This is a genomic window from Pseudomonas sp. JZ114 (assembly GCF_051027705.1).
In the GTDB taxonomy this organism is placed as follows: Bacteria; Pseudomonadota; Gammaproteobacteria; order Pseudomonadales; family Pseudomonadaceae; genus Chryseomonas; species Chryseomonas luteola.
In genome coordinates this window covers 1353833-1378766 of the sequence record NZ_CP069256.1, presented here as the reverse complement: position 1 = coordinate 1378766, position 24934 = coordinate 1353833, and the positions used below count along the sequence as shown (strand labels likewise).

The window sequence follows — 24934 nt, the reverse complement described above, 5'->3', positions numbered from 1 at the left end:
AACTGCAACGAAACGGTCAGGCGAAGGAGATTCTCATGAAGATCAGCGAGCTCGTACAGGAATGGGAGCAGAACGCTACAGGCCGTATGGCCCACGCACACTACAACTTGGTTCTGGACCTTGAATCCGCGGCCCGGTTGCATGCCCTCCACGAAATGTATCCAAAGCGTAGCGTAGAAGAACTCTTAGCTGAGCTGGTAGGCGCGGCGCTAGAGGAACTTGAAGCCAGTTTTCCCTATGTCAAGGGACAGCGAGTCGTAGCAACGGACGAGCTGGGTGATCCACTTTATGAAGATGTTGGCCCCACGCCACGCTTTCTGGAACTGTCGAAGAAGCACTTGGCTGAGCTCAACAAAAACGATTCGTCCACATGATCGGCAGACGCACAATAACCCTAGCCAGAACAAGCCATTAGCTGGATTGAAATGCCGTTTTACCGCTTAGCGTGCTATGGATTTTTAGACAAGGGATGAACATTTCGTGACTTGAAGCGGTCCATACGTTAGCCAGTAAATGAGAGGCTTTTTGTCAATAACCTTCGATCCGATAAATAGCGAAGGTAATAAAAGGCCTCGGCCACCCTGTCAGCCAGGGAACAATTTAGCTGTTTGGACTATTAATGGAGCTGAGCCCTATGAATACATTGACTGCCAAGAAATCGATACAAAAGGCCTGTAGTCTGAAATTCGCTGCACTGGCGCTAGGCAGTGCACTGATCCTGACCGGCTGCGCAGGTGATCCGCCTAGTGAGCAGATGGCCGTTACTCAATCCGCAGTCAATGAAGCGGTAAGTGGTGGCGGCAATCAGTACGCTCCGCTGGAAACCAAGTCTGCCCAGGACAAGTGGACACAGGCTCAAACAGCACTGAACGAAAAGAACTACGAAAAAGCCAAGCAATTGGCCGAGCAGGCCGAGTGGGACGCACGTCTGGCAACTCGCAAGACTCAGGCTGCCAAGGCTGATGCAGCCCTCCAGGACGCTCAGAAGAGCATTCAGCAGATCCGCGAGGAAGGGATGATCAACGGCGAGCTGCAGCAAAAGCAGAACCAACGCCAGCAATAAGCTGACCCATCCCCTATTCCCGTCTTATGCCTAAAGGATAAATGTTATGCGTAAACAGTTTCTTATCCCTGCCGTATCTGCCCTGAGCATCGCCCTGGCTGCCTGTTCGACTCCACCAAACCCGAACCTTGAGAAGGCCCAGGCTGACTATGCAGCACTACAATCCCAGCCTCAGTCCTCTCAGCTGGCTGCGCTGGAAACCAAGGATGCTGGTGACTGGGTAGACAAGGCCAGCCGTGCTTACCGTGAAGGCGACAAGCAGGAGAAGGTCGACCAACTAGCGTACCTGGCCAACCAGCGCATTCAACTGGCCATGCAAACTGTCAAGCTGCGCATGACCGAGCAGCAGCTGCAAGGCGTTGACGCACAGCGTACCCAGGCTCGTCTGGATGCCCGTACTGCGCAGCTCAAGCAGCTGCAAAGCCAGCTTAACGCCAAGCAGACGGATCGTGGTACTGTCGTAACCTTCGGCAACGTACTATTCGATCTGAACCAGGCCACACTCAAGCCCGCAGGCATGACCAACGTTCAGCAGCTAGCCAGCTTCCTGCAGCAGAACCCAGAACGCCAGGTCATTGTTGAAGGCTACACTGATAGCACAGGTTCCGACTCGTACAACCAGCAGCTGTCCGAGCGCCGTGCGAATGCTATCAAGACCGCGCTGGTCAGCATGGGCATATCGCCTAATCGCATCGTAACCCGAGGCTATGGCAAGGCATTCCCGGTAGCTAGCAACTCTACCGCAGCTGATCGCGCCATGAATCGTCGCGTAGAGGTTACTATTTCCAACGACGCGAATCCGGTTGCACCACGCATGTAATAGGTGACCGTCCTAAAAGCCCGGCTAATGTCGGGCTTTTTTATGGGCGGGTGATCAATCAATGAGCGTAGCGTTAGTTAATACCTCTGCCATTTCAGTGGAGAACGCTACGAGGATGACTTCACGAACCGAGCTGCCTTCCGGTCTGGGCTCTTGGAGAACGGATACCGCAACGCGTGCCGCTTGCTCCGCAGGATATCCATAGACACCACAGCTGATCGCAGGAAAGGCCAGGGTACGGGCATCGATACTTTCAGCCAGCGCCAACGTGGTTCGATAACACCGCGCTAACTGCTCGGGTTCACCTGAATTGCCTCCGCTCCAAACCGGCCCGACGGTATGAATGATGAAGCGGGCCTGAAGATTGAAACCAGGCGTAAGCCTGGCCTCTCCAACCGGGCATCTGCCCAGTCGTCGGCAATACTCCAAGAGCTCAGGACCCGCTGCCCGGTGAATCGCGCCATCAACGCCACTCCCGCCTAGCAGACACTCATTCGCCGCATTGACGATGACATCAACATCCAACGCGGTAATATCCCCTTGCCATACCCGAATTTTCATTCAAACCTCTATGAGCGATGGATGGCTATTCACTGCCTTTCTCGCCTTGCGCCTTGGTCGTTGCTTCATAGACGCGCTCAGCGAGACGTGAAAAAGGGAGCGTTTGGACCCATACGGAGCCGTGTCCTTTTAGGGTTGCCAATACCAAGCCCTCACCGCCAAACAGCATGCTGCGTAGGCCGCCTGCCAAGCCAATGCTGTAATCGATACCTTCGGTGAAACCAACCAGACACCCGGTATCAAGACGGAGCGTTTCCCCATTGAGCTCTTTGCGAATGACCGTACCGCCCGCATGCATGAAGGCCAGACCATCGCCTTCCAGCTTTTCCAGAATGAAACCCTCACCACCAAAGAAGCCGGCCCCCAGGCGGCGGGTAAACGCTACGCCTACACGCGTACCTAGCGCAGCACAGAGGAAGGCATCGCGCTGACAGAAAAGCGTACCGCCAATAGCTGAGAGGTCAACCGGCACAACGTGTCCTGGATAAGGCGCAGCGAAGGCTACATGACGCTTGCGCTTCCCCTCATTGGTGAAGTGCGTCATAAATAGCGATTCGCCGCCCATCATGCGTTTACCAGCGCTCCACAGCTTGCCCAGCACTCCGCCGGATCCGTCCCCCATGCGGGCAGTGAAATCGATGTCCTCTTCCATATAGGTCATGGCACCTGCCTCGGCGATAACGGTCTCGCCGGGATCAAGTCCGATTTCCACCGCCTGCATGGACTCACCAATGATGCGGTAATCGATTTCATGACTGGGCATGGCTTACTCCTGTAAGCCGACACAAGGCGTCGGCGTGGTCAAATGATATTGGCGTAATCCGCTTCGATTCGATCCAGGCTGAGATGGTTCAGGAAGTTGGAAAAACACATCCAGGCCGATAAGGCATTGAGATCCTGGAACTGGGGCGGCAGGTATTTGGGCGGCGCGACCAGACCCTCTTCAACCAGCTGGCTCAGGATGCGCATGTCTTCCAGGGTGGTCTTGCCACAAAACAACAGGGGAATCTGCTCTACCTTACCCTTACGAACGGCCAGCTGAATGTAGTTGTAGATGAGAATGAAGCCCTTGAGATAGGAGAGGTCTTTGGTAAACGGTAACTCGGAAGGTGTAGAACCGCGGAATACGCGACTGGCGTTCTGGTAACCATCCTCCAGGCTGTAACCCTGCTCCTCATAGAAGCGGAAGACATCCAGAAAATCAGCACCCTCCTCTGCCATGTGAATAGCACGGGTACGATTGGTCAGCTTGCGCAGGCGTGAAGGGTAAGAAGTAAAGGCGATGACCTCCATGAGGATAGCCAAGCCTTCCTGCGTAACGGTGGACGATGGCGGTCCTTTCGAGAGAAAGGTGCAGATCGGCTGATTCTGACCGTTCAGTGTTGTCCCGACATGGACCAACCCCTCATGAACCTCCAACGCACGAATATCACGTTCGTTGAACATGGCGTCCGCCCGGATCTTGATGTAATCCGCACCTGCGGCAGCGTCGGCAACGATTCCATCTGATTCGAACACACGGATAGTGCCTTCGTCTTCTCCAAATACTGCATTCAGGCGCTGCTGCAGCATCGGTGCAGCTTCCTTGGCGGTGAGTGTCTTGGGCTCGTCTTTGAGATCGCTGCGCTTATCGATGTTGTTCAGATAATCCGACATCATCATGCCTAGATCCGCCAGAGTCGGGTCACCGGCATGAAAGGCATCGGACGCTGCCCCATAGAGTTCCTGTGAGATCAGGCCAAAATCTCGCGTCCCTCGCGCCTGAAGCATCCGCACGACCATGCGGTACTCACGACACATACGCCGCATGATTTGCCCCACCGGGCTGAATTGCCCCAGGTGCCGGGTCACTTCCCGCTCGATGCTTTGAAACTCGCCCTTGACCTCATCTGGGTCGAACCCTAACGGCCGCTGTTCATAGTAGGCGCGATCCACCGGGGGTAGCATCTTGCCCTTGCCATCGAGAAAGCGCTGTTTGACCTCATCCTCCCACTTCACCGCATCGAGAATCCGGATGGGGGCCTGGGCCGCCACGATACGATCGGAAAGCGTGCGAATCGTCTCTTGGTACTGGTTTTTCACCTTGCGTGAATTCATGCCCACCTCATTACAGGGAAGACAAACCCTGACGTATGCAGGATAGCGTATCGACTGCCTGGGTAGACGGCGGTTCGACAGATCTCGGTACGCCAGAAATAAAAGAACCGCCATAAAGGCGGTTCTTTGTTTACAGCAACTGCTTACAGCGGGCGCATATGCGGGAACAGAATTACGTCACGGATCGACGGAGAGTCGGTCAACAGCATGACCAGACGGTCAATACCGATGCCCTCACCTGCCGTTGGCGGCATGCCGTATTCCAGCGCCGCCACGAAGTCGGCATCGAAATGCATGGCTTCGTCATCACCGGCGTCCTTATCGGCCACCTGAGCGTGGAAGCGCTCAGCCTGGTCTTCCGCATCGTTAAGTTCGGAATAGGCGTTGGCGATTTCACGGCCACCGATGAACAGCTCGAAGCGGTCAGTCACACTTGGATCATCGTCGTTACGACGGGCCAGCGGAGAGACTTCGAACGGATACTGAGTAATGAACGTAGGCTGCTCCAGTTTGTGCTCGACCAGCTCTTCGAAAATCATGGTTTGTAGCTTGCCAAGCCCTTCGAAGCCCTTGACGTCCGCACCGGCCTTCTTGGCAATCGCACGTGCTTTCTCGATGTCACGCAGATCATCAGCGCTGATCTCGGGGTTGTACTTCAGGATCGAGTCGAACACGGACAAGCGTGCAAACGGCTCACCGAAGTGGAAGACCTTGCCCTGATACGGCACATCGGTGGTACCCAAAACCGCCATGGCCAGCTCGCGGAACAATTCCTCGGTCAGGTCCATGTTGTCTTCGTAATCGGCATACGCTTGGTAGAACTCAAGCATGGTGAATTCGGGGTTATGCCGAGTCGATACGCCTTCGTTACGGAAGTTGCGGTTGATCTCGAACACGCGCTCGAAGCCACCCACCACGAGTCGCTTCAGATAAAGCTCTGGAGCGATACGCAGGAACATATCGATATCCAGCGCATTGTGATGCGTCTCGAAGGGCTTGGCCGCCGCACCGCCTGGGATGGTCTGCAGCATGGGCGTTTCGACTTCGAGGAAGTCACGATCCCGCAGGAACTGGCGAATGTGAGCGATCACCTGCGAGCGTACACGGAACGTATGGCGGACGTCGTCGTTGACGATCAGGTCGACGTAGCGTTGACGGTAGCGCATCTCGGTATCGGTCAGGCCGTGATGCTTGTCAGGCAGAGGACGCAGAGACTTGGTCAGCAGACGAACATTGTCCATGTCTACATACAGGTCGCCCTTGCCGGAGCGGGCCAGTGTGCCCTCGGCCGCGATGATATCGCCCAGATCCCAGGTCTTGATGGCTTCCAGCGTTTCCGCTGGCAGCTTCTTACGGTCTACATAAACCTGAAGCCGGCCGGTCATGTCCTGAAGAACCATGAACGCACCGCGGTTGAGCATGATGCGGCCAGCAATCTTGACCTTGATGCCCGCTTCGGCCAGCTCTTCCTTGCTTTTGCCTTCATAGGCTTTCTGCAGATCCGCACAGTAGCTGTCGCGGCGGAAGTCATTCGGGAACGCGATGCGCTGCTCGGCGCGCAGGGCTGCAAGCTTTTCCTTGCGCTGGGCAATCAGCTTGTTGTGTTCCTGCTCTTGGGCATGTTGGTCTAAAGGTTGTTCGCTCATGGTCTGGGTATTTCCATCACGGGATCAGCCCTCTCCTGTCGAAGAAGGCGTTTAAGGTAGTGTTACAGGCCCTGCTTGAGGCTGGCCTCGATAAACTCGTCCAGGTCGCCGTCCAGTACCGCATCGCAGTTGCTGTTCTCGATGCCGGTACGCAGATCCTTGATCCGAGACTGGTCGAGTACATAGGAGCGGATCTGGTGGCCCCAGCCGATATCGGACTTGGAGTCTTCCAACGCCTGGGAAGCGGCCGTACGTTTCTGCATTTCCTGCTCATACAACTTGGCCCGCAGCATTTTCATGGCGGTGTCCTTGTTGGCGTGCTGGGAGCGCTCGTTCTGGCAGCTGACCACCGTGTTGGTGGGCACGTGGGTGATACGCACCGCCGAGTCCGTGGTGTTAACGTGCTGACCACCCGCGCCGGAGGAACGGTAGGTATCGATCCGCAGGTCGGCTGGGTTGATCTCGATTTCGATGTTGTCATCGATCTCCGGCGAAACGAAGACGGCTGTAAACGACGTGTGGCGGCGGTTGCCCGAATCGAATGGACTCTTGCGAACCAGCCGATGTACGCCGATCTCAGTCTTGAGCCAGCCGAACGCATACTCACCCTTCACATGAACGGTTGCGCCCTTGATCCCTGCCACTTCACCTTCGGAGAGCTCCATGATGGTCGTCTCGAAGCCGTGTTTGTCTGCCCAGCGCAGGTACATGCGCAGCAGCATATTGGCCCAATCCTGAGCCTCAGTGCCGCCGGAGCCAGCCTGGATATCAAGGTAGGCATTGTTCGGATCCATCTCGCCACTGAACATGCGACGGAACTCGAGCTTCTCGAGAATCTCGCGCAAACGCTCGACCTCGGTGGCTACATCGTTGACAGCGCCTTCGTCATTTTCCTCGGCAGCCATTTCCAGCAGGTCGTTTGCATCGGCCAGACCACCGGAAAGCTCATCAAGGGTTTCGACCACCTGGGCCAGCTGGGCGCGTTCTTTGCCAAGGCTCTGAGCGTACTCAGGCTTGTTCCAGACGCTTGGATCTTCGAGCTCGCGCTCAACTTCGGTCAAACGATCTTTTTTATGATCGTAGTCAAAGATACCCCCGAATGGTCTGGGTACGTCCGGTGAGGTCTTTGATACTGTTCAGAATCGGGTTGATTTCCATGGCTGGCAATCACTCGCGGAAAACGTGGAAAAGCCTGCGAGTATACTGCAACCGGCTCCGATCCGGCAGCCTTTGCGGGTGTTTGTTCGTCCCTCCGTTATTCAGCCCCTCCGAATGGCCTACAGCAGCATGGAAAAGCACTGCTGCAGGCTCCGGTCGACTCATGCCGCTTGGCGCCTACCGGTACGACATCCGATACAGGCGGCACAGTTTACAGCGCGGCCTACACAGCCCAGACCTTTGAGTGCGCTTAATCTGCGTGAATATCGACATGACGGGTCTCACGCAGGAACAGCAGGCCTACCACCAGACTGCCCCCAGTAATAAGCACTGGATACCACAGGCCATAAAAAATATCGCCGGTATACACGACAAGCGCAAAGGACACGGTAGGCAACAGACCGCCGAACCAGCCGTTGCCAACATGGTATGGCAGCGATAGCGAGGTATATCGGATACGGGTCGGAAACAGTTCCACCATCAATGCTGCCAATGGACCATACGTCATGGTAGCGATCAAAATCAGCGCAACGATCAACAGCACGACCATGCCCTGATTGATGGCCGCCGGATCAGCCTTTTGTGGATAACCGGCTGCGTCCACTGCTGCGCTCAGGGTAGCCGCATCATAACCGCGTACTTCCTGTTGCCCTACCCGTACGACGATCTCACTGCCAGCGGCACCTTCAGCGGTCTGATAAGGCAGGCCGCGCTTTACCAGAAGTGCCTTGACCCGATCGCACGGACTGTCGAAGCGTGCCTTGCCGACAGGATCGAACTGGAAGGTACAGGTGGCAGGATCCGCCTCGACGGTAATCGGTGCCTGCCGGCTGGCCATATCAATCTCCGGATTGGCGTAATGCCCCAAAGCCTTGAAGATTGGAAAATAGCAAACCGTTGCCAGCAGCAGTCCTAGCATCATAATCGGCTTGCGACCGACCTTATCGGACAGCCAACCAAAAAAGACAAAGAAAGGCGCACCGATGACAATCGAGATGATAAGCAGCGTATTAGCCAGGGCGGCGTCCATCTTGAGCATTTGCGTCAGAAAGAACAGGACGTAGAACTGCGCGGTATAAAAAGTTACTGCCTGGCCGGCATTGATGCTGAATAACGCAATCAACACAACGCGCAAATTGCTCCAGCGGGTGAACGAATCCCTAATAGGAGAATGGCTCGTCTTGCCTTCGGACTTCATTTTGAGAAACGCCGGGGACTCGTGCATCGACAGACGAATCCAGGTTGAGATACCCAACAGCACAATCGAAAACAGGAACGGCAAGCGCCAGCCCCAGGTTTCGAATGCGTCACCGGTCAGCTTCCGACAGACCAGAATGACCAGTAGCGAAAGCAGAAGCCCAAGGGTTGCTGTTGACTGAATCCAACTGGTATAGCTACCCCGCTTGCCAGCCGGTGCGTGTTCAGCCACATAAGTGGCGGCTCCTCCATATTCGCCACCCAGCGCCAGCCCCTGAAGCAATCGCAACGTAACTAACAAAATGGGGGCGGCAAGTCCGATGGAGGCATAGGTAGGCAACAATCCAACCCCAAAGGTAGAAACACCCATCAATAGGATGGTTGCCAGAAATGTATATTTGCGGCCGATCTTGTCGCCTAGCCTGCCAAAGACAAGTGCACCAAACGGCCTGACCAGAAAGCCCGCCGAAAAAGCCAGCAGGGCAAAGATGAAGGCGGTAGTTTCGTTGACACCTGCGAAGAACTGCTTGCTGATCACGGCCGCCAGGGCGCCGTAAAGAAAAAAGTCATACCACTCGAACACGGTCCCCAAAGAAGAGGCAAAGATAACCTTGCGCTCTTCACGGGTGCTGCTGACGGTGCGGCTGTAGCCGCTGGCCTGGGCATATTCTGCCATGCTTGTCTCCCGACCCTCGTGGGGTCTCAGTGTCTGTTGTCATTGTTATTCACTGCGGGACGCCAGAACCTCATACGGCCTGTTCAAGCGGTACTGCCTTCGTTGAGATTGCCTTGTGTTGCTCAGATTGCCAGCCGCTCCGGCTCACGTCGGATCGTCTGGGCAGCATGGGTCAGCCGCTCGTCTCGCTGGCTTGCCACTATCAGTTCGGCCGCCTTCTGCGCGATCATCAACGTAGGTGAGCAGGTATTACCCGACACGATAGTGGGCATGATCGACGCATCGGCAATACGTAGCCCCGGTATCCCATGAACGCGCAACTGAGCATCCACGACCGCCTCGGGACCTGCCCCCATCTTGCAGGTCCCCACAGGATGAAAGATGGTAGTACCAATACTGCCGGCAGCCATTCTTAGCTGCTCCTCTGTCTGAAAGTCCGGACCCGGCAGGTACTCTTCCGGTGCATAAGGTGCCAGGGCCGGCGAGCCGACAATACGTCGTGTTAGACGAATAGCATCGGCAGCGACCTTGAGATCCGCCTCATGGCTGAGATAGTTCGGCTGGATCAGCGGCGCAGCATCTAGTTCTGCCGAACAAATTTCCACTCGCCCCCGGCTCTCTGGCCGCAGGTTGCACACTGAGGCCGTGAATGCTGGAAAGGTGTGCAGCGGCTCGCCGAAGCGATCCAGCGACAATGGCTGAACATGGTATTGCAGATTGGCAGACGGTTGGCTCGGCTCGGAGCGAGCGAAAGCACCCAGCTGGCTCGGCGCCATGGCCAGCGGGCCGCGGCGTCCGAATGCGTACTGCAGGCCCATGTTCAGCTTACCCCATAGGCTACTGGCCATTTGATTGAGCGTATGAATACCCGAGACCTTGTAGATCAGACGTAACTGCAGGTGATCCTGAAGGTTTGCACCAACGCCGGGCAGTTCATGTTGAACACCAATCCCGAGCCGCTCCAATAGCGGTCGCGGGCCAATACCCGAGCGCTGCAAAATGGCGGGAGAGCCTATGGCACCGCTGCACAGGATAATTTCCCGACGCGCGATAAAGCGCTGCAATTGCCCCTTCCGTACGACCTGAACGGCACGGGCCCGTCCGTCCTCCAGGATGACCCGATCCGCCTCGGCATTGGTCACGATCGTCAGGTTGGCTCGCTGCCGGACAGGCTTGAGAAAGGCCTTGACTGCGTTCCATCGAACTCCGCTACGTTGATTGACCTGAAAGAAACCACAGCCTTCATTGTCACCCGTATTGAAGTCTTCGACCGAAGAAATGCCCGACTCTGCCGCTGCGCGACGGAATGTTTCGAGAATATCCCAGCTCAGGCGCTGTTTCTCGACGCGCCACTCACCACCCGCCCCATGCAGCTCAGACGCTCCTGCGTAGTGATTCTCCATGCGCCTGAATAGCGGCAAGACATCCTGCCAACCCCAACCGGCATTACCCGCAGCCGCCCACTCGTCATAGTCACGCGCCTGACCACGCATATAAATCATGCCGTTGATAGAAGAGCAACCTCCCATCACCTTGCCGCGCGGATAACCCAGCGCCCGCCCGTTGAGACCAGGTTCGGGCTCGGTCTTGAAACACCAGTCAGTACGGGGATTATTGATACAGTAGAGATAGCCGACAGGGATGTGAATCCAGGGATAGGTATCACGGCCGCCCGCCTCTAGAAGCAACACGCGAACCGAAGGATCAGCCGATAGCCGATTGGCCAGCAGGCAACCGGCAGGACCTGCGCCAACGATGACATAGTCGTATGAATTCGGAAGAGTGGTCATCAGAACATCTGCTCTTGTTGTACTTGTTATTGCTCTTCATGCTAGACGGAGTATTTCAGAACAAGAACAATCATTTTCAGGCAGCCGTTGTTCAAAAATGCACAGCAGTTACCTAGGTGAGGAGTCACGCGAATGTTCAACTGGGACGACCTCCGCTTCTTTCTGGAATTACAGCGCAGCGGGCGCTTGCTATCCGCGGCCAGGCGTATGGGAACCAGCCACACGACCGTCGCTCGGCACATCGAATCGCTCGAACGCACCCTGGGCACGCAGCTTCTCGTTCAGCACACCCAGGGGTATCAGCTCACACCAGCCGGTCAGGCATTACTCAAGCATGCCGAGGCCATGGAGGAATCCGCCCTTCTGGCGCAGGAAGAAATGACCTGTAGCGTAAATCCCCTAGGCCAGGTTCGCCTTGGGGTGACGGAAGGACTGGGCACGGGCTTCCTGGCCGGGCGGCTGGCAACCTTACTGGAGCGCTATCCGGGCCTTGAAATCGAGCTGGTCTCGGTTCCCCGCTTTGTCAGCATTACTAACCGGGAGGCGGATATTGCCGTTACGCTCGAACGGCCCAGCGCTGATCTGGTCATCGCTCGAAAACTCAGCAGCTATTGTCTCCAACTGTACGCCAGTTCAGCTTATCTGGAAAAAGCGCCTCCCCTTCACTCACGGGAAGATCTCTCCCGCCATCGCTGGATTAGCTACGTAGACGACCTGATATTCACCAAAGAACTGCTTTTTCTCCAGACAATGTGCAAGCACCCGCAAGTAGCGTTCCGGAGCACCAGCGTGCTGGCTCAGCAAATGGCGGCTCAGGCGGGAATCGGCATTGCCATCCTTCCCTACTACCTGGGAAGCCGCGATCCCCTGTTGATACCAGTCCTGCCGCAGGAGCGCGTCATTCGGCACTACTGGATATCATCGCGCCGAGAACTTCATCGAACGGTGCGGCTGCGCGTTGTCTGGGATTTTCTGGTTGGCCTGTGCGAGCAACACCAACATGTCTTGATGGGCCAGGCCGCCGAGCAAGACGGCCCGGACACATGATCAGCCCTTGGCCTTGCTATCCAGCTCAGCCCGGAGGGCGGGATCCAGGTTCAGATGACGCGCCAGCTCGTCTAGATAGGCCTTTTCCATCACTTGCTGATCATCGGCCATCAACAGACTTGCCAGGTAAATCTCGGCAGCCATTTCCGGCGTCTTGGCGCTGGCAGCAATTTCGGCAGGGTCCAGCGGCTTATTGATTTCCTGACGCAGCCAGTTCTGAAGCTCAGGATCATCTGCATGTCGATTCATTTCGTCATCAATGAGCTTACGCTCCTGATCATCGATATGCCCGTCTGCCTTGGCTGCTGCAATAAGTGCCTTCAGAATGGCCTGACTGTGCTGCTCCACCTTTCCTTCCGGCGCACGATCTACTGTCTGAGGCTCGGCCTGAGGCGCATTGGCCTGGCTTTTCTGCCAGTTTGTATAAGCCTGGTAGGCTAGCGTACCCAGCGCGACCAACCCACCATACTTGGCCATCCGGCCACCTCCCATACGGGTGGCGCCCTTGCCGCGCAAAAGCATCCCCAACACACTGGCGGCCAGCGCTCCGCCGCCTGCACTCGACAGCATGCCGCTCAGAGGGTCTTTCGACGAAGGGGTTTGAGACTTCGCATTACCTTGATTCAACTTTCCAAGTGCACCGGACAGGCCGCCCTGCTTGGCGAGCATGTCCTGCCCTGTCTTGAGTAATTGATCCAGCAGGCCACGTGTTTGCATCATTGCTCTCCAGATAATGGTAGATACCTATTAGGGCAAGACACACCGGCAGATGGTTCATGCAGCGGAGCGCTCTTCTGCTGCGAGATATTGCAGGGACGCTTGGAGGGAGGATTAAACAGGGCGAACCTACTGGAAGCTCGCCCTAACAGGGTCAATCGAACGATAGCGGCTTGCGAAGGGGCGTATCCCGGTGTGCCGCGCGAACGTACTGTGCGGGCCAGGAAACCTTGTCGCGCAATGCTTCAGCGGCCTGCAGCGGCCAGTGCGGATCACGCAGCAGTTCGCGTGCCAGCAGTACCACATCGGCCTGACCGGTACGAATGATGTGCTCAGCCTGGGCCGCATCGGTAATCATGCCCACGGCGCCACTGGCAATCTCAGCCTCCTTGCGAACCCGCTCTGCAAATTGCGTTTGATAACCTGGGCCTACCGGGATTTCGGCGTTTGCCGCAGTACCTCCCGAGGAGACATCAATCAGATCGACACCCAGGGGTTTCAAGCGCTTGGCCAGCTCTACCGTCTCGTCTACATTCCAGCCATCTTCTACCCAATCGGTTGCCGATAACCGAACAAAGACAGGCAGCTCATCAGGCCAGACTGCTCGAATGGCTTGTGTAACCTCCAACAGGAAACGGATACGGTTATCGAAACTGCCACCGTATTGATCGCTACGCTGGTTTGAAATCGGTGAAAGAAACTGATGTAGCAGATAACCGTGGGCCGCGTGGATTTCAGCAACCTTGAACCCGGCAGCCAGTGCGCGCTCGGCTGTTGCGACAAAGGCTTTGGTGAGACCGGCAATATCCTCAGCATCCAGCTCGGTAGGACGTGTGTGCTGGGGGTCAAAGGCTATCGCTGACGGAGCTACGGGAACCCAGCCACCTTCAGCGATGGGAACGCTGCCGTGCTTGCCTTCCCAAGGACGCCACGTACTGGCTTTACGCCCGGCATGGGCAATCTGGATACCCGGTACCGCGCCCTGTGACTGAATGAATTGAGTGATGCGGCGCAGCGGCTCAATCTGCTCGTCCTTCCATAAGCCCAGATCCTGCGGAGTAATACGTCCTTCTGGCGTAACGGCAACAGCTTCACTGATGACCAGACCCGCGCCACCAACGGCACGGCTGCCCAGGTGGACCAAGTGCCAATCATTGGCGAAACCGTCTTCGCTCGAATATTGGCACATGGGGGAAACTACAACGCGGTTCGGAAGCGTCAGTTGGCGAAGGGTAAAAGGCTCAAAAAGTTTGCTCATGATCGCTCTCGGCACAAGGACTTGAATCTATTAGAGCCTTACTTTGCCGGAATGATCAATTCGATAGCAATGCAACTATTTTTATGAGGCCTATTACTTCACTTGGGCGTCAGGTGAACCACAATCAGCTGCACGCTTTCCTGACCACGAAATTCGTTCACATCCAGGCGGTAGGCGGCTTCGACCCAGCGAATTTGCGGATTCGGCCAGACCTCGCAATTAATGTTGAACGCAATGCCGTCCAGTTGAATGCCTCCGCACTCACTCTTCAAAACCAGCTTCAAATGCCGCTCACCTACAATACGCTGCTGCACGACCTCAAACACACCGTGAAACATCGGCTCGGGGAAATGCTGCCCCCAGGGGCCAGCATGCTTGAGTGCACGTGCAATCTCCAGTTGAAAATCGCAGGTTTCCAGCGAACCGTCCGATTGCAAACGCCCTGTCAGGTCATCCTCGACCAGATGCCGTCTGACTTCCGCATCGAAAGCCGCAGCAAACGCACCGAAATTCTCTTGAGGCAGTGATAGCCCCGCTGCCATGGCGTGCCCGCCGAACTTAGTGATCAGCCCAGGATGACGCGCCGCAACAGCATCCAGCGCATCACGGATATGAAACCCTGGAACCGAACGCGCCGAGCCCTTGAGCATGCCGTCACCGGCATCGGCAAAGGCCAGCGTGGGCCGGTGGTAACGTTCCTTGAGACGAGATGCCAGAATACCAATGACGCCCTGATGCCATTCGGGATCAAACAGACATAATCCGAACGGCATATCGTCTCTGGGTAACTCCTTGAGCTGCGCCAAGGCCTCACGCTGCATGCCCTGCTCGATCAGCTTTCGATCCTTATTGAGCTGGTCCAGCTGGACGGCCATGTCTCGTGCAAGGGCTTCGTCCTCGCACAGCAGGCACTCGATTCCAAGCGACATATCATCCAGCCGCCCCGCCGCATTCAGGCGCGGCCCCAGAATAAATCCCAGGTCAGTAGAAGTAATCTTACCCGGTTGCCGCCCAGCCACCTCCAGCAATGCTCTGAGCCCCGGACGAGCGCGACCGGCACGTATACGCGCTAATCCCTGATGGACCAGAATCCGATTATTGGCATCCAATGGGACCACGTCGGCAACACTGCCCAGCGCAACTAGATCCAGCAGCTCAGCCAGATTAGGTTCTTTGATGTTCAGCGCATCGAACCAGCCCTCTTCACGCAGCCGCGTCCGCAGTGCAAGCATCACGTAGAAGATAACGCCCACGCCAGCAATGCACTTGCTGGGAAACTCACAGGCAGGCTGGTTGGGGTTAACGATCGCATGAGCAGCAGGTAACTCATGGCCCGGCAAATGGTGGTCGGTCACCAGCACGCGCATTCCTGCGGCTTTGGCAGCCTCGACACCGTCTATGCTGGAAATTCCGTTATCCACGGTCACCAGCAGGTCAGGCTGGCGCTCCCGGGCAACCGCGACGATTTCAGGTGTCAGCCCATAACCGTATTCAAAGCGATTAGGAACAAGGTAATCGACCCAGGCGGCACCCAGACTGCGCAAGGCAAGAACCGCCACACTGGTAGCGGTTGCGCCATCAGCGTCAAAATCACCCACGACCAGAATGCGTTGACGCTTGGCCAGCGCATCGACCAGCAATTCGATGGCGTCATCCATCCCCTTGAACAACCGATAGGGATGTAACCGCGCCAGCCCTTTTTCAAGCTCATCAGCACTCTTCACGCCACGCGCGGCATAAAGACGGGTCAGTAGCGGCGGAAGATCACCCAGATCGGGCAATTCATCCGGCAGGGAACGAAGTTCGATACGCATCGATTACTCAAGTATTACAACAGAAATAGAGAACAGGCCGAACAGACGGCTCAAGCCATGGATAGATTCAAGATGCGTCTGCTTCCATGGCTTTTAAAGCGTTTTCCGATGAATCAACGCTCACCCATCAACCAGTCGAGATGAAGCTCGTGTTGACCACGCTCGTCCGTCACGAACACAGTCCCCTCACTGATCATTACGCTCCAGCTGATCGAGCGTGGCAGATCAGTAGCCAATGCAGCCAGCGGCTCAACAGGCACCGCTGCAATGTTCAGGTTCTTCAGCATCTTCACCGAATCGACTACCTTGCTCTGCCAGACCCGCAAATTGCCATAGGCAAGCAAGCTGACCCGCTCCGCACGGCGAGAACACCAGACCAGGCGCTCAGCATCAGGCTGCCCTACTTCAATCCAATGCAGTACACGATCATCGAGACTCTTTTCCCAAAGGGCAGGCTCATCTACATCGGAAAGTCCCCGACCAAACCCAAGCTGCTCGCCGTACCACAAGGCGTACCCCAGGATGCGCACAGCCAGACGCTCTTCGGTTTCGGAGGGATGACGAGCAACGGTAAAACGCAGGTTCTCGTAGACGCTGCGGTCCAGATCCGTCAGGTTAAGTTCAACTTTATAAGGCGTGGCTTGCAGGGCCATGAATGTCCGCTCGAAAGTAAAGCTGACCAGTGTACCGTGAAAACGCCTGAAAAGTGGCTTGCTCAGACAGGCTGGCTAATGACACTTCGATTCTTGCCGAGCCCCTTGGCTTCATATAATCCCTTATCAGCCAGGGCAATCAGCGAATCAAGCACATAACCCGCCTCCGCGAACTGGCTACACCAATGCTGATACTCAAGGAAACCCCTGCTACCCGTGAGCATGAAGCAAATTCCTTCCGTATCCGCTCAGCCATTTGATACGCCGCTTCAGTAGTGGTGTCTGGTAGCAGGCACGCAAACTCTTCGCCGCCCAAACGACCAAAAACATCACGTTTTCGAAGCCGCATCCTGGCCACCTCACAAAAGGCTACCAATGCTTGGTCTCCAGCCTGATGACCATGCCTGTCATTGAGCTGTTTGAAATTATCCATATCACACAGTAGCAATGTCACAGGGCTATGCTGAACCTGGCAGTGACGCAGCATGTTTTCGCTGTCTTCGACGAAGGACCGTCGATTGCCAATACCTGTCAGCGAGTCCGTCAACGAGGCTTGCCGGTAACGCCTCTCCGTTCGTTGCTGCACCATGGCTGTCGCCGCAAACGTCAGACCAATGCTGTACAACAAGGTCTCGAGCAGCAGAAACGCCGCAAAGTCGATTCCATGACTTTCCCCGGCGAACGGCAGTGAGCGATCCAGAAAGAAACGACCGACATAAAAAACACTGTGCAATCCAAACAGACTGAACAAGGCCGCCAGCGATACCTGATTTTCGTTCCGGGAGCGCCAGAGTTCATAACCTGCCAACACGGTATAGCTGACAATTACCAGCGAGCTCAGTTGAATTCGCGCAGCCAGCGAGCCATAAAAGGCGGGAATCAGACAGGCAAGCAACCATAGGACACTTCCAGCCCACACTCCGGACCAGAATACTCGTCGTCCGGAAAAAGCCCGCATGGCAGTCCACCCCATGGCATAACAGACATGAACAAGCACGTTTCCCAGCACGATAGGCAACGCATCCATTCCTCGTCCACGCAGGCTACCTATTACCAGCCCCAGCGCGCCCGACCATAGCATCACACACAGAAAGCCCAGAGTTGCCTCGCGGCTCCCTCTTGCCCATGCAAATAGCATCAGCACGCCAAGCAGAACGAGTACATACACATTGGTCACAAGTAGCGTAGGCATGCTCAAAGTCACGGCAGCCCTCCTGGCAGTACGCGTGTCAATCAAACGAGCAAGGGGAAGCTGGTCAGGAGCGAATGCCAGAACAGCATCCGCTCCTGAACGCTATTTAGAGCGGCTTGCCGCGATTACCATGTTGAGCGACAAAAGCCTGTACCGCCTCAATGGCGTTAGGCAGCACAGTGCAGCGCTCCTCGCGCTGGAATAGATCGCTCAGGTGAGCCGGAAGCTCCAGCGCCTTACCAATACCGGCCTTCTCGACTGCGTCAGGAAACTTGACGGGGTGTGCTGTTCCCAGCACTACCATCGGTGTAGACAGGTTACGACGACACTCTCGCGCCGCCTTGACGCCAATTGCCGTATGCGGATCAAGCACCTCGCCGGTACGCTTGAAGACATCAGCGATGGTAGCGCACGTGTCTTCATCACTTACCGCCAATGAATCAAACAGCTTACGCGCTTCAACCCAACGATCTTCTTCAACGGAGAGTTTGCCCGTGGCCTTGAACGTGCTCATCAGCTCGGCCAACGCCACACCGTTACGTCCGTGCAGGTCGAACAACAAACGTTCGAAGTTGGACGACACCATGATATCCATGGAAGGCGATAGCGAGGCGTGCAACGTTTCCTTGAAATACTGGTTGCCGCTCATGAAGCGATGCAGGATATCGTTGCGATTGGTTGCTACAACAAGCTGACTTACAGGCAGCCCCATGTTACGCGCCAGGTATCCTGCGAATATATCGCCAAAGTTACCGGTCGGGACCGAGAACGCTACGGAGCGCGCCGGGGCACCCAACTGCAGCGCTGCATGGAAGTAGTAAACGATCTGGGCCATGATGCGCGCCCAGTTGATCGAGTTTACGGCAACCAGACGCGTGCCCTTGAGGAAGCTCTGATCGGCAAAACTCGCCTTCACCATCTCCTGACAATCATCAAAATTGCCTTCGATGGCGATGTTATGGATGTTTTCGCCAAGGATGGTCGTCATCTGGCGACGCTGGACCTCAGATACACGCTGGTGAGGATGCAGAATGAAAATGTCTACATTCTCGCAACGACGGCAGCCCTCAATAGCAGCAGACCCCGTATCGCCCGAAGTGGCGCCGATGATCACGACGCGCTCATCCCGCTTGAGCAGAATATGATCCAGCAGACGGCCCAGCAGCTGTAGTGCGAAATCCTTGAACGCCAGGGTTGGGCCATGGAAAAGCTCCATCACCCATTCATTGGCATTGAGCTGACGCAGCGGCGCAATCGCACTGTGAGCGAATGCGCCATACGTTTCCTCAAGAATCTGTTTGAAGTCGGTATCGCTGATACTGCCCTCAACGAACGGGCGCATGACGCGGAATGCCAACTCGTGGTAAGGCAGCCCAGCCCAGGAAGCAATCTCTTCCTGAGTAAACCGCGGCAGATTTTCCGGCACATACAGACCTCCGTCACTGGCCAGGCCAGCCAACAGAACGTCTTCGAAATTCAACGCTGGCGCATTGCCGCGGGTGCTGATGTAACGCATCGATTTAACCTTCAATTAGAGCAGCTGATAGCCGGATCCATCATCCGGCCGGCCTGGATCAGTTCAGATGTTCGACTCGGATACGAACAACAGCCCCTACCACATCCTCAAGTGACTCAAGCGCCTTGATGGCTTCATTCATATGCTGTTCATGTACCCGGTGGGTCAGCAGAATCATGGGAATCAAGCCGTCATGTTCCTCGGCTTCCTTCTGCATGATCGACTCTATATTAATGCCACGCTCCGACAGGATACTTGCCACCTGGGCCAACACACCTGGATGGTCCTTGGCCTGGATACGCAGGTAGTAGGCGCTCTCACAGGCTTCGATAGGCAATACCGGATGATCGGACAAAGCGTCAGGCTGGAAGGCCAGGTGCGGAACGCGATTTTCCGGATCTGACGTCATGGCACGTACCACATCGACAAGATCAGCCACTACGGAGGAAGCCGTTGGCTCCATACCAGCGCCCGCGCCATAAAACAGTGTCGAACCCACCGCATCACCGTTAACCATGACGGCGTTCATTACCCCATTTACGTTGGCAATCAGGCGATCGGCTGGAATCAGGGTGGGATGAACACGTAGCTCAATACCCTTCTCGGTGCTGCGCGCAACGCCCAGGTGCTTGATGCGGTAACCCAGCGCCTCGGCATAACCAACGTCGGCCGTGGTCAGCGTGGTAATGCCTTCGGTGTAGGCCTTATCGAACTGAAGCGGAATACCAAAGGCAATGGATGCCAGAATGGTAAGTTTATGCGCCGCATCGATACCTTCAACATCAAAGGTTGGATCCGCCTCGGCATAACCGAGCGCCTGGGCTTCCTTGAGTACGTCTTCGAACGTACGGCCCTTTTCGCGCATTTCGGTCAGGATAAAGTTGCCAGTACCGTTGATGATTCCCGCCACCCAATTGATGCGGTTAGCCGCAAGGCCCTCACGCACAGCTTTGATAACAGGAATGCCTCCAGCAACCGACGCTTCGAAGGCTACGATGACGCCTTTTTCACGCGCCCTGGCAAAAATCTCATTGCCATGCACTGCGATCAACGCCTTGTTTGCGGTAACCACATGCTTGCCGTTGTTGATTGCACGCATGACCAATTCACGGGCCACTGTGTAACCACCAATTAGCTCGACCACCACGTCGATTTCCGGGTTATCCACCACAGCGAACACATCGTCGGTAATCGGGGTAATACCGGTATCACACTTGGGATTAGGACGACGCTGAGCAATCTGTGCTACTTCAATACCACGGCCGGCACGACGTGCAATCTCTTCAGCGTTTCGTTTGAGCACATTGAAAGTACCGCCACCCACGGTACCCAGTCCGCAAATACCCACTTTTACCGGTTTCACGCTTTATTCCCCTGCTGTAGGCCTCGGTAGAACACCCGGGCTGATAAAAACTTGGAAACGGAGTTTACCTCAAGCACGCCGCTTGGCTGCCACGTATCGCTCAGGCTTATCGTCAAGACCAAACGGCCGAGCTTAGCTCGGCCGTCATGACTGCACTATACCTATTTACCGGCTGCCAGCGCGTCATTTACCAATTCTGACGCTGGCTGGTAACCAGGGATCATATGTCCATTGGCAAGAATAATGGCAGGCGTGCCCTGAATGCCAATCTGTTGTCCCAAAGTGAACTGCTTCGCAACCGGATCATCACAGGAGGCAGCCTTGATTTCCTTACCCTCGAACATGCGCTCCATCGCCTCGGCCCGATCCTTGGAGCACCATACTGCCTCAAGCTGCTTATACCCCGCCGAATTTAAACCCTGACGCGGGAATGCCAGATAACGCACCTCGATACCCTGCTTGTTCAACTTGGGAACTTCGGCGTGTAGTTTCTGGCAATAAGGGCATGTGGTATCCGTAAAAACTGTAATGTGAGCTTTCGTCTCGCCCACTGCCGGAAAGACGACCATCTGCTGCTTGTCCAAACCATTGATCTGCTTGGCCACTGCTGCATTTTCAGCCTGTTCCGTCAGGTTAACGGCGTGACCGTCCTTATACTGGTACAGGTATCCTTGAACGATGTATTGCCCATCAGCACTGGCATACAGGATACGCCCGCCCTTGAGCTGAACCTCATAAAGGCCTTCAAAAGGACTTTTTCCAATCGACTCGATACCCAGATCAGGCTGTAATGCACTCAAGGTCTTACGGATAGCCTGCTCGGATTCAGCCATTGCAAAAGTACTTGCGAGCCCCAGGCAAACCGCCAGCACCAAACGAGTAATGCGCATGAATAACTCCTGTGAACAATAGCTGCCAGCCTACCACAGAGGCCGACCCTACAATTTAACCGCGAGGATGATGTTCCGCATGCAGAGCCTGCAAACGAGCCCGGGCGATATGCGTGTAAATCTGGGTTGTCGAAAGGCTTGAATGGCCTAAAAGCATTTGTACGGTACGCAAGTCAGCACCATGGTTGAGCAGATGGGTTGCAAAGGCATGGCGCAGCGTATGGGGTGAAAGCGGCTTGTCGATACAGGCCACCTGGGCGTGCAGCTTGATGCGGTGCCAAAAGGTCTGCCGCGTCATTTCAGTCCCACGCAGGCTCGGAAACAGCACATCAGATGCCAACCCGTTCTGTAACAGGCCGCGCGCTTCCTTCGCATACCGCTCCAGCCAATTGATAGCCTCCTCCCCCAGAGGAATCAGACGCTCCTTGTTTCCCTTGCCAAACACCCGCATCGAGCCCTGTCGCAGATTTACCTGCTGAAGCGTCAACCCAACCAGCTCGCTGACTCGAAGACCCGTTGCATACAGTACCTCCAGCATGGTTCGATCACGCAAGCCCAGCGGGTCATCAGTATCCGGTGCGGCAAGCAATGCCTCGACATCTGCCTCGGACAAGCTTTTGGGTAGAGGAGCGCCAAGGCGAGGCATATCGACCTGTAGCGTAGGATCAACATCGATCAGTCCTTCACGAACCGCATATCGATAAAAACCACGAACGCTCGATAGAAAACGCGCCGTTGAGCGTGCCTTGTAACCCTTGTCCAGCCGCCAGGCCAAGTGATCAAGAATCATCTCTCGACCAGCTTTTTCAAGCGAAACGCCCTGCTCCGTCAACCAGGCGTTGAACTGCCCTAAATCATTGGAATAGGCGTCACGCGTGTGTTCGGATAAGCCTTTCTCAAGCCATAGGGCATCCAAAAATCGATTGATGTACGGATGATCTCGCATCGGCAGTGTTACAACTCAGGAGTGTTGAGGGAAGTCCGGCAGAACAGCGACGGGACGCTTATCCTCATCGATTGCAACAAAGCTAAACGCACCACTGATCGCCAGTTCACGTCCTTCGTTATACATACTCTCGAGGTAAACCTCGACACCCACCTTGATGCTGGTATTACCCACTTTTATCACTCGACCAATCAGCTCAACGATAGAGCCACCTGGAATGGCGTGATTAAAATCGATACGGTCGGTCGATACCGTTACCAGCGGCAAACGGCAAAACCGTGTCGCCGTAATGAAAGAGACTTCATCCATCCACGCCATCGCCTGCCCGCCAAACAACGTGTGATGATGATTGGTATCAGGAGGAAATACCGCTTTGGCCACGCGCGTTTCAGCCAGCTCTGTTCGGCGTGCGATTTCTTGCTCTCTAGGGGTCATGGACATCCGGGAACTCGCTTAGCTAACTCACCATACTGACTTTTCATCCACGCAACAAAAAAGCAGCCCTAGGGCTGCTTTTTTGTGGAATCGCTGAATTAAGCCAGCTTTTCCTTGATACGTGCTGCCTTGCCAGACAGTTCGCGCAGGTAGTACAGCTTGGCTTTACGAACATCACCGCGACGCTTGACGCTGACGCTGTCGATCATGGGGCTGTAAGTTTGGAAGGTACGCTCTACACCTACACCGTTGGAAATCTTGCGAACGGTGAAAGCACTGTTCAGGCCGCGGTTACGCTTGCCAATTACAACGCCTTCAAAGGCCTGCAGACGCTGACGGTCGCCTTCCTTTACTTTTACTTGAACGATTACGGTATCACCGGGCGCGAAAGCCGGGATTTCCTTGTTCATTTGTTCAGCTTCAAGCTGTGCAATAATCTTGTTGGTCATGCTAGTGTGCTCCTAAGACAAGCCGTCAGACCTGCCATCGATACGTTAACTATCGTCCTGTTGACGAAGGAATTCCGCCAACAGCTTCTGCTCTTCTCCAGAAAGCGAGCGTCTTTCCAGAAGATCAGCGCGCCGTTTATAGGTCCTTCCAAGGGACTGCTGTAAACGCCAACGCCGGATATGCTCGTGATTACCACTGAGCAGCACATCAGGTACCCGCCGTCCCTCATACACCTCAGGTCGAGTGTAATGAGGACAATCGAGCAAACCGTCCGTAAACGAGTCCTGCTCGGCGGAATCTACATGCCCCAACGCTCCAGGCAGTAGCCTCGTCACCGCATCGATCAGGACCATTGCTGGCAGCTCGCCGCCAGACAGCACATAGTCACCAATCGACCATTCTTCATCAACGTGCGCTTCAATAAAGCGCTCGTCGATACCTTCGTAACGACCAGCGATCAGAATGAGGTGTTCTTCTTTCGCCAGCTCCTTCACCCCTTGCTGCGACAGCTGTCGCCCTTGAGGGGAAAGGTAAATTACTTTTACCGAGCCCTCAGCCTTGCTGCGTGCATTATTCAATGCCCGCTCCAATGGCTGAATTTTCATCACCATGCCGGGACCACCCCCAAAAGGACGATCATCAACAGTCTGATGCCGGTCTTCGGTATAGTCCCGCGGATTCAGGCAATTGAGTTGAAGTAACCCCTGCTTGACCGCACGACCGGTAATTCCGAAATCACGGACGGCTGTGAATACTTCAGGAAAGATACTGATGACGTCGACACGCATGATTTAAAAATCCGCGTCCCAGTCAACCCGCATCTCACCTGCCACTAGATCAATCGATTTGACGAATTGCTCCAAAACATAGGGCAACAGGCGTTCGCGATCGTCCAGACTGCCGACACATGGCTTTACCACCATGACATCGTTGGAACCAGTCTCAAGCAAATGATCCACCACGCCGAGCATCTGCCCTTCTTGGTTGATCACTTTCAGCCCTTCGAGCTGGTACCAGTAGTAATCACCTTCGTTCAGGCCTGGAAGCTCATGGCGAGGCACACAAATTTCGAACCCTGAAAGGGCTCGTGCCTCTTCGCGATCATCCAGACCTTTAAGCTTGGCCGTCAGGACTTTGCCGTGAAGGCTGCCCTTTACCAAACTTACCTTGCGGATTTCGCCATCACGACGTAGGGTCCAATGACGATACTCCAGCAGATTGTCCAAGGGGTCGGTGAAGGAATAGACCTTCACTTCGCCACGCACGCCATACACCGAGACAATCTTACCGAGGACAACCAGGTCCTCTTCAGGCGCAGGCGTCTGACTCATAAAGTTCAGGCAGTTGCCTTAGCAGAGTCCTTGAGCAGCTGAGCAACGCGCTCAGACGGCTGTGCACCGTGGCTCAGCCAGTAGCTAGCGCGCTCGGAGTCAACAGACAAACGGATTTCATTACCGGAAGCAACCGGATTGAAGAAGCCGATGCGCTCAACGAAACGACCATCACGGGCGTTACGGCTGTTGGTCACGGTCAGGTGATAGAAGGGGCGCTTCTTGGAGCCACCACGGGCAAGACGGATGGTTAACATGTGAACTTTGTTCCTGTAGTCGGTGCTTTACAAATGTTACGCACGCTGGGCCTCAGG

25 protein-coding genes are annotated in these 24934 nt (G+C 55.4%); 4 read left to right on the top strand and 21 right to left on the bottom strand.

The window, feature by feature from the left end; all coding sequences use genetic code 11:
* Positions 1-35 precede the first annotated feature (35 nt).
* From JQR90_RS06435 to JQR90_RS06425, 3 genes are all read left to right on the top strand, one after another.
* Positions 36-374 (top strand): hypothetical protein, encoded by a 339-nt coding sequence (locus JQR90_RS06435; RefSeq protein WP_010797614.1) that lies wholly within the window; start codon positions 36-38, stop codon positions 372-374.
* Between the two features lie 245 nt (positions 375-619).
* Positions 620-1063 carry a DUF4398 domain-containing protein gene (locus JQR90_RS06430; RefSeq protein ID WP_073450340.1) on the top strand — a complete coding sequence of 148 codons (444 nt, stop codon included), beginning with the start codon at positions 620-622 and terminating at the stop codon, positions 1061-1063.
* A gap of 46 nt (positions 1064-1109) precedes the next feature.
* Entirely contained in the window at positions 1110-1883 is a 774-nt protein-coding gene (locus tag JQR90_RS06425) for an OmpA family protein (protein ID WP_010797612.1), read from the top strand.
* Positions 1884-1937: 54 nt separating this feature from the next.
* Here the strand turns inward: JQR90_RS06425 and JQR90_RS06420 are convergent, their stop codons facing one another.
* The 7 genes from JQR90_RS06420 to JQR90_RS06390 all read right to left on the bottom strand — a co-directional run bounded on the left by JQR90_RS06420 (position 1938) and on the right by JQR90_RS06390 (position 11008).
* On the bottom strand, positions 1938-2444 hold the full coding sequence (locus tag JQR90_RS06420; protein ID WP_010797611.1) for an O-acetyl-ADP-ribose deacetylase: 507 nt from the start codon (positions 2442-2444) through the stop codon (positions 1938-1940).
* 25 nt (positions 2445-2469) lie between these two features.
* Positions 2470-3207, bottom strand: coding sequence for a TIGR00266 family protein (locus JQR90_RS06415; RefSeq protein ID WP_010797610.1), 738 nt, complete (start codon positions 3205-3207; stop codon positions 2470-2472).
* 38 nt (positions 3208-3245) lie between these two features.
* Positions 3246-4541 carry a flavohemoglobin expression-modulating QEGLA motif protein gene (locus tag JQR90_RS06410; protein WP_010797609.1) on the bottom strand — a complete coding sequence of 432 codons (1296 nt, stop codon included), beginning with the start codon at positions 4539-4541 and terminating at the stop codon, positions 3246-3248.
* A 143-nt stretch (positions 4542-4684) separates the two neighbouring features.
* Positions 4685-6187 carry a lysine--tRNA ligase gene (gene lysS / locus JQR90_RS06405; protein WP_010797608.1) on the bottom strand — a complete coding sequence of 501 codons (1503 nt, stop codon included), beginning with the start codon at positions 6185-6187 and terminating at the stop codon, positions 4685-4687.
* 62 nt (positions 6188-6249) lie between these two features.
* A protein-coding gene (gene prfB / locus JQR90_RS06400) for a peptide chain release factor 2 (protein ID WP_100217761.1) occupies positions 6250-7345 on the bottom strand; the annotation gives its coding sequence in 2 pieces (ribosomal slippage) (positions 6250-7272 and positions 7274-7345; 1095 coding nt in all).
* 250 nt (positions 7346-7595) lie between these two features.
* Positions 7596-9218, bottom strand: a complete 1623-nt coding sequence (locus JQR90_RS06395) for an MFS transporter (protein ID WP_010797606.1) — start codon at positions 9216-9218, stop codon at positions 7596-7598.
* 122 nt (positions 9219-9340) lie between these two features.
* A complete protein-coding gene (locus tag JQR90_RS06390) occupies positions 9341-11008 on the bottom strand; it encodes a GMC family oxidoreductase (protein ID WP_010797605.1) in 1668 nt (555 codons plus the stop codon).
* A 132-nt stretch (positions 11009-11140) separates the two neighbouring features.
* Here JQR90_RS06390 and JQR90_RS06385 point away from each other — a divergent pair, with 132 nt between their 5' ends.
* Entirely contained in the window at positions 11141-12055 is a 915-nt protein-coding gene (locus JQR90_RS06385) for a LysR family transcriptional regulator (RefSeq protein WP_010797604.1), read from the top strand.
* Here JQR90_RS06385 and JQR90_RS06380 read toward each other — a convergent pair whose 3' ends face one another.
* The 14 genes from JQR90_RS06380 to rpsP all read right to left on the bottom strand — a co-directional run bounded on the left by JQR90_RS06380 (position 12056) and on the right by rpsP (position 24877).
* Complete coding sequence (locus JQR90_RS06380) at positions 12056-12772, bottom strand: tellurite resistance TerB family protein (protein WP_010797603.1); 717 nt, start codon at positions 12770-12772, stop codon at positions 12056-12058. It lies immediately after the preceding gene.
* Positions 12773-12926: 154 nt separating this feature from the next.
* Positions 12927-14030 carry an NADH:flavin oxidoreductase/NADH oxidase gene (locus tag JQR90_RS06375; protein WP_010797602.1) on the bottom strand — a complete coding sequence of 368 codons (1104 nt, stop codon included), beginning with the start codon at positions 14028-14030 and terminating at the stop codon, positions 12927-12929.
* A gap of 98 nt (positions 14031-14128) precedes the next feature.
* Positions 14129-15844, bottom strand: coding sequence for a single-stranded-DNA-specific exonuclease RecJ (gene recJ, locus JQR90_RS06370; protein WP_010797601.1), 1716 nt, complete (start codon positions 15842-15844; stop codon positions 14129-14131).
* A 113-nt stretch (positions 15845-15957) separates the two neighbouring features.
* Positions 15958-16497, bottom strand: coding sequence for a YaeQ family protein (locus JQR90_RS06365; protein WP_010797600.1), 540 nt, complete (start codon positions 16495-16497; stop codon positions 15958-15960).
* Positions 16498-16636: 139 nt separating this feature from the next.
* On the bottom strand, positions 16637-17701 hold the full coding sequence (locus JQR90_RS06360; RefSeq protein ID WP_434140652.1) for a diguanylate cyclase: 1065 nt from the start codon (positions 17699-17701) through the stop codon (positions 16637-16639).
* A 94-nt stretch (positions 17702-17795) separates the two neighbouring features.
* Positions 17796-19205 carry a threonine synthase gene (gene thrC, locus JQR90_RS06355; RefSeq protein WP_010797598.1) on the bottom strand — a complete coding sequence of 470 codons (1410 nt, stop codon included), beginning with the start codon at positions 19203-19205 and terminating at the stop codon, positions 17796-17798.
* A 58-nt stretch (positions 19206-19263) separates the two neighbouring features.
* On the bottom strand, positions 19264-20568 hold the full coding sequence (locus tag JQR90_RS06350; protein ID WP_010797597.1) for a homoserine dehydrogenase: 1305 nt from the start codon (positions 20566-20568) through the stop codon (positions 19264-19266).
* 161 nt (positions 20569-20729) lie between these two features.
* Positions 20730-21458, bottom strand: a complete 729-nt coding sequence (gene dsbC, locus JQR90_RS06345) for a bifunctional protein-disulfide isomerase/oxidoreductase DsbC (RefSeq protein WP_010797596.1) — start codon at positions 21456-21458, stop codon at positions 20730-20732.
* 55 nt (positions 21459-21513) lie between these two features.
* Entirely contained in the window at positions 21514-22404 is an 891-nt protein-coding gene (gene xerD / locus JQR90_RS06340) for a site-specific tyrosine recombinase XerD (protein WP_010797595.1), read from the bottom strand.
* Positions 22405-22419: 15 nt separating this feature from the next.
* Positions 22420-22839, bottom strand: a complete 420-nt coding sequence (locus JQR90_RS06335) for an acyl-CoA thioesterase (protein WP_010797594.1) — start codon at positions 22837-22839, stop codon at positions 22420-22422.
* 98 nt (positions 22840-22937) lie between these two features.
* Positions 22938-23288, bottom strand: coding sequence for a 50S ribosomal protein L19 (gene rplS, locus JQR90_RS06330; protein WP_010797593.1), 351 nt, complete (start codon positions 23286-23288; stop codon positions 22938-22940).
* Between the two features lie 45 nt (positions 23289-23333).
* The gene (trmD, locus tag JQR90_RS06325) at positions 23334-24077 is read right to left on the bottom strand and encodes a tRNA (guanosine(37)-N1)-methyltransferase TrmD (RefSeq protein WP_010797592.1); all 744 of its coding nucleotides are present in this window, start codon (positions 24075-24077) and stop codon (positions 23334-23336) included.
* 3 nt (positions 24078-24080) lie between these two features.
* The gene (rimM, locus tag JQR90_RS06320; RefSeq protein WP_010797591.1) at positions 24081-24620 is read right to left on the bottom strand and encodes a ribosome maturation factor RimM; all 540 of its coding nucleotides are present in this window, start codon (positions 24618-24620) and stop codon (positions 24081-24083) included.
* A gap of 5 nt (positions 24621-24625) precedes the next feature.
* Complete coding sequence (gene rpsP, locus JQR90_RS06315) at positions 24626-24877, bottom strand: 30S ribosomal protein S16 (RefSeq protein ID WP_010797590.1); 252 nt, start codon at positions 24875-24877, stop codon at positions 24626-24628.
* Positions 24878-24934 lie beyond the last annotated feature (57 nt).

Excerpts from the sequence above, each read along its gene's own strand:
- dsbC (WP_010797596.1), bottom strand. The coding sequence starts at position 21,458 with ATGCGCATTACTCGTTTGGTGCTGGCGGTTTGCCTGGGGCTCGCAAGT.
- xerD (WP_010797595.1), bottom strand. The coding sequence starts at position 22,404 with ATGCGAGATCATCCGTACATCAATCGATTTTTGGATGCCCTATGGCTT.
- thrC (WP_010797598.1), bottom strand. The coding sequence starts at position 19,205 with ATGCGTTACATCAGCACCCGCGGCAATGCGCCAGCGTTGAATTTCGAA.
- JQR90_RS06395 (WP_010797606.1), bottom strand. The coding sequence starts at position 9,218 with ATGGCAGAATATGCCCAGGCCAGCGGCTACAGCCGCACCGTCAGCAGC.
- JQR90_RS06425 (WP_010797612.1), top strand. The coding sequence starts at position 1,110 with ATGCGTAAACAGTTTCTTATCCCTGCCGTATCTGCCCTGAGCATCGCC.
- JQR90_RS06385 (WP_010797604.1), top strand. The coding sequence starts at position 11,141 with ATGTTCAACTGGGACGACCTCCGCTTCTTTCTGGAATTACAGCGCAGC.
- JQR90_RS06375 (WP_010797602.1), bottom strand. The coding sequence starts at position 14,030 with ATGAGCAAACTTTTTGAGCCTTTTACCCTTCGCCAACTGACGCTTCCG.
- JQR90_RS06420 (WP_010797611.1), bottom strand. The coding sequence starts at position 2,444 with ATGAAAATTCGGGTATGGCAAGGGGATATTACCGCGTTGGATGTTGAT.
- rpsP (WP_010797590.1), bottom strand. The coding sequence starts at position 24,877 with ATGTTAACCATCCGTCTTGCCCGTGGTGGCTCCAAGAAGCGCCCCTTC.
- rimM (WP_010797591.1), bottom strand. The coding sequence starts at position 24,620 with ATGAGTCAGACGCCTGCGCCTGAAGAGGACCTGGTTGTCCTCGGTAAG.
- JQR90_RS06335 (WP_010797594.1), bottom strand. The coding sequence starts at position 22,839 with ATGACCCCTAGAGAGCAAGAAATCGCACGCCGAACAGAGCTGGCTGAA.
- JQR90_RS06415 (WP_010797610.1), bottom strand. The coding sequence starts at position 3,207 with ATGCCCAGTCATGAAATCGATTACCGCATCATTGGTGAGTCCATGCAG.
- lysS (WP_010797608.1), bottom strand. The coding sequence starts at position 6,187 with ATGAGCGAACAACCTTTAGACCAACATGCCCAAGAGCAGGAACACAAC.
- JQR90_RS06430 (WP_073450340.1), top strand. The coding sequence starts at position 620 with ATGGAGCTGAGCCCTATGAATACATTGACTGCCAAGAAATCGATACAA.
- JQR90_RS06435 (WP_010797614.1), top strand. The coding sequence starts at position 36 with ATGAAGATCAGCGAGCTCGTACAGGAATGGGAGCAGAACGCTACAGGC.
- recJ (WP_010797601.1), bottom strand. The coding sequence starts at position 15,844 with ATGCGTATCGAACTTCGTTCCCTGCCGGATGAATTGCCCGATCTGGGT.
- JQR90_RS06390 (WP_010797605.1), bottom strand. The coding sequence starts at position 11,008 with ATGACCACTCTTCCGAATTCATACGACTATGTCATCGTTGGCGCAGGT.
- JQR90_RS06365 (WP_010797600.1), bottom strand. The coding sequence starts at position 16,497 with ATGGCCCTGCAAGCCACGCCTTATAAAGTTGAACTTAACCTGACGGAT.
- trmD (WP_010797592.1), bottom strand. The coding sequence starts at position 24,077 with ATGCGTGTCGACGTCATCAGTATCTTTCCTGAAGTATTCACAGCCGTC.
- JQR90_RS06410 (WP_010797609.1), bottom strand. The coding sequence starts at position 4,541 with ATGAATTCACGCAAGGTGAAAAACCAGTACCAAGAGACGATTCGCACG.
- JQR90_RS06380 (WP_010797603.1), bottom strand. The coding sequence starts at position 12,772 with ATGCAAACACGTGGCCTGCTGGATCAATTACTCAAGACAGGGCAGGAC.
- rplS (WP_010797593.1), bottom strand. The coding sequence starts at position 23,288 with ATGACCAACAAGATTATTGCACAGCTTGAAGCTGAACAAATGAACAAG.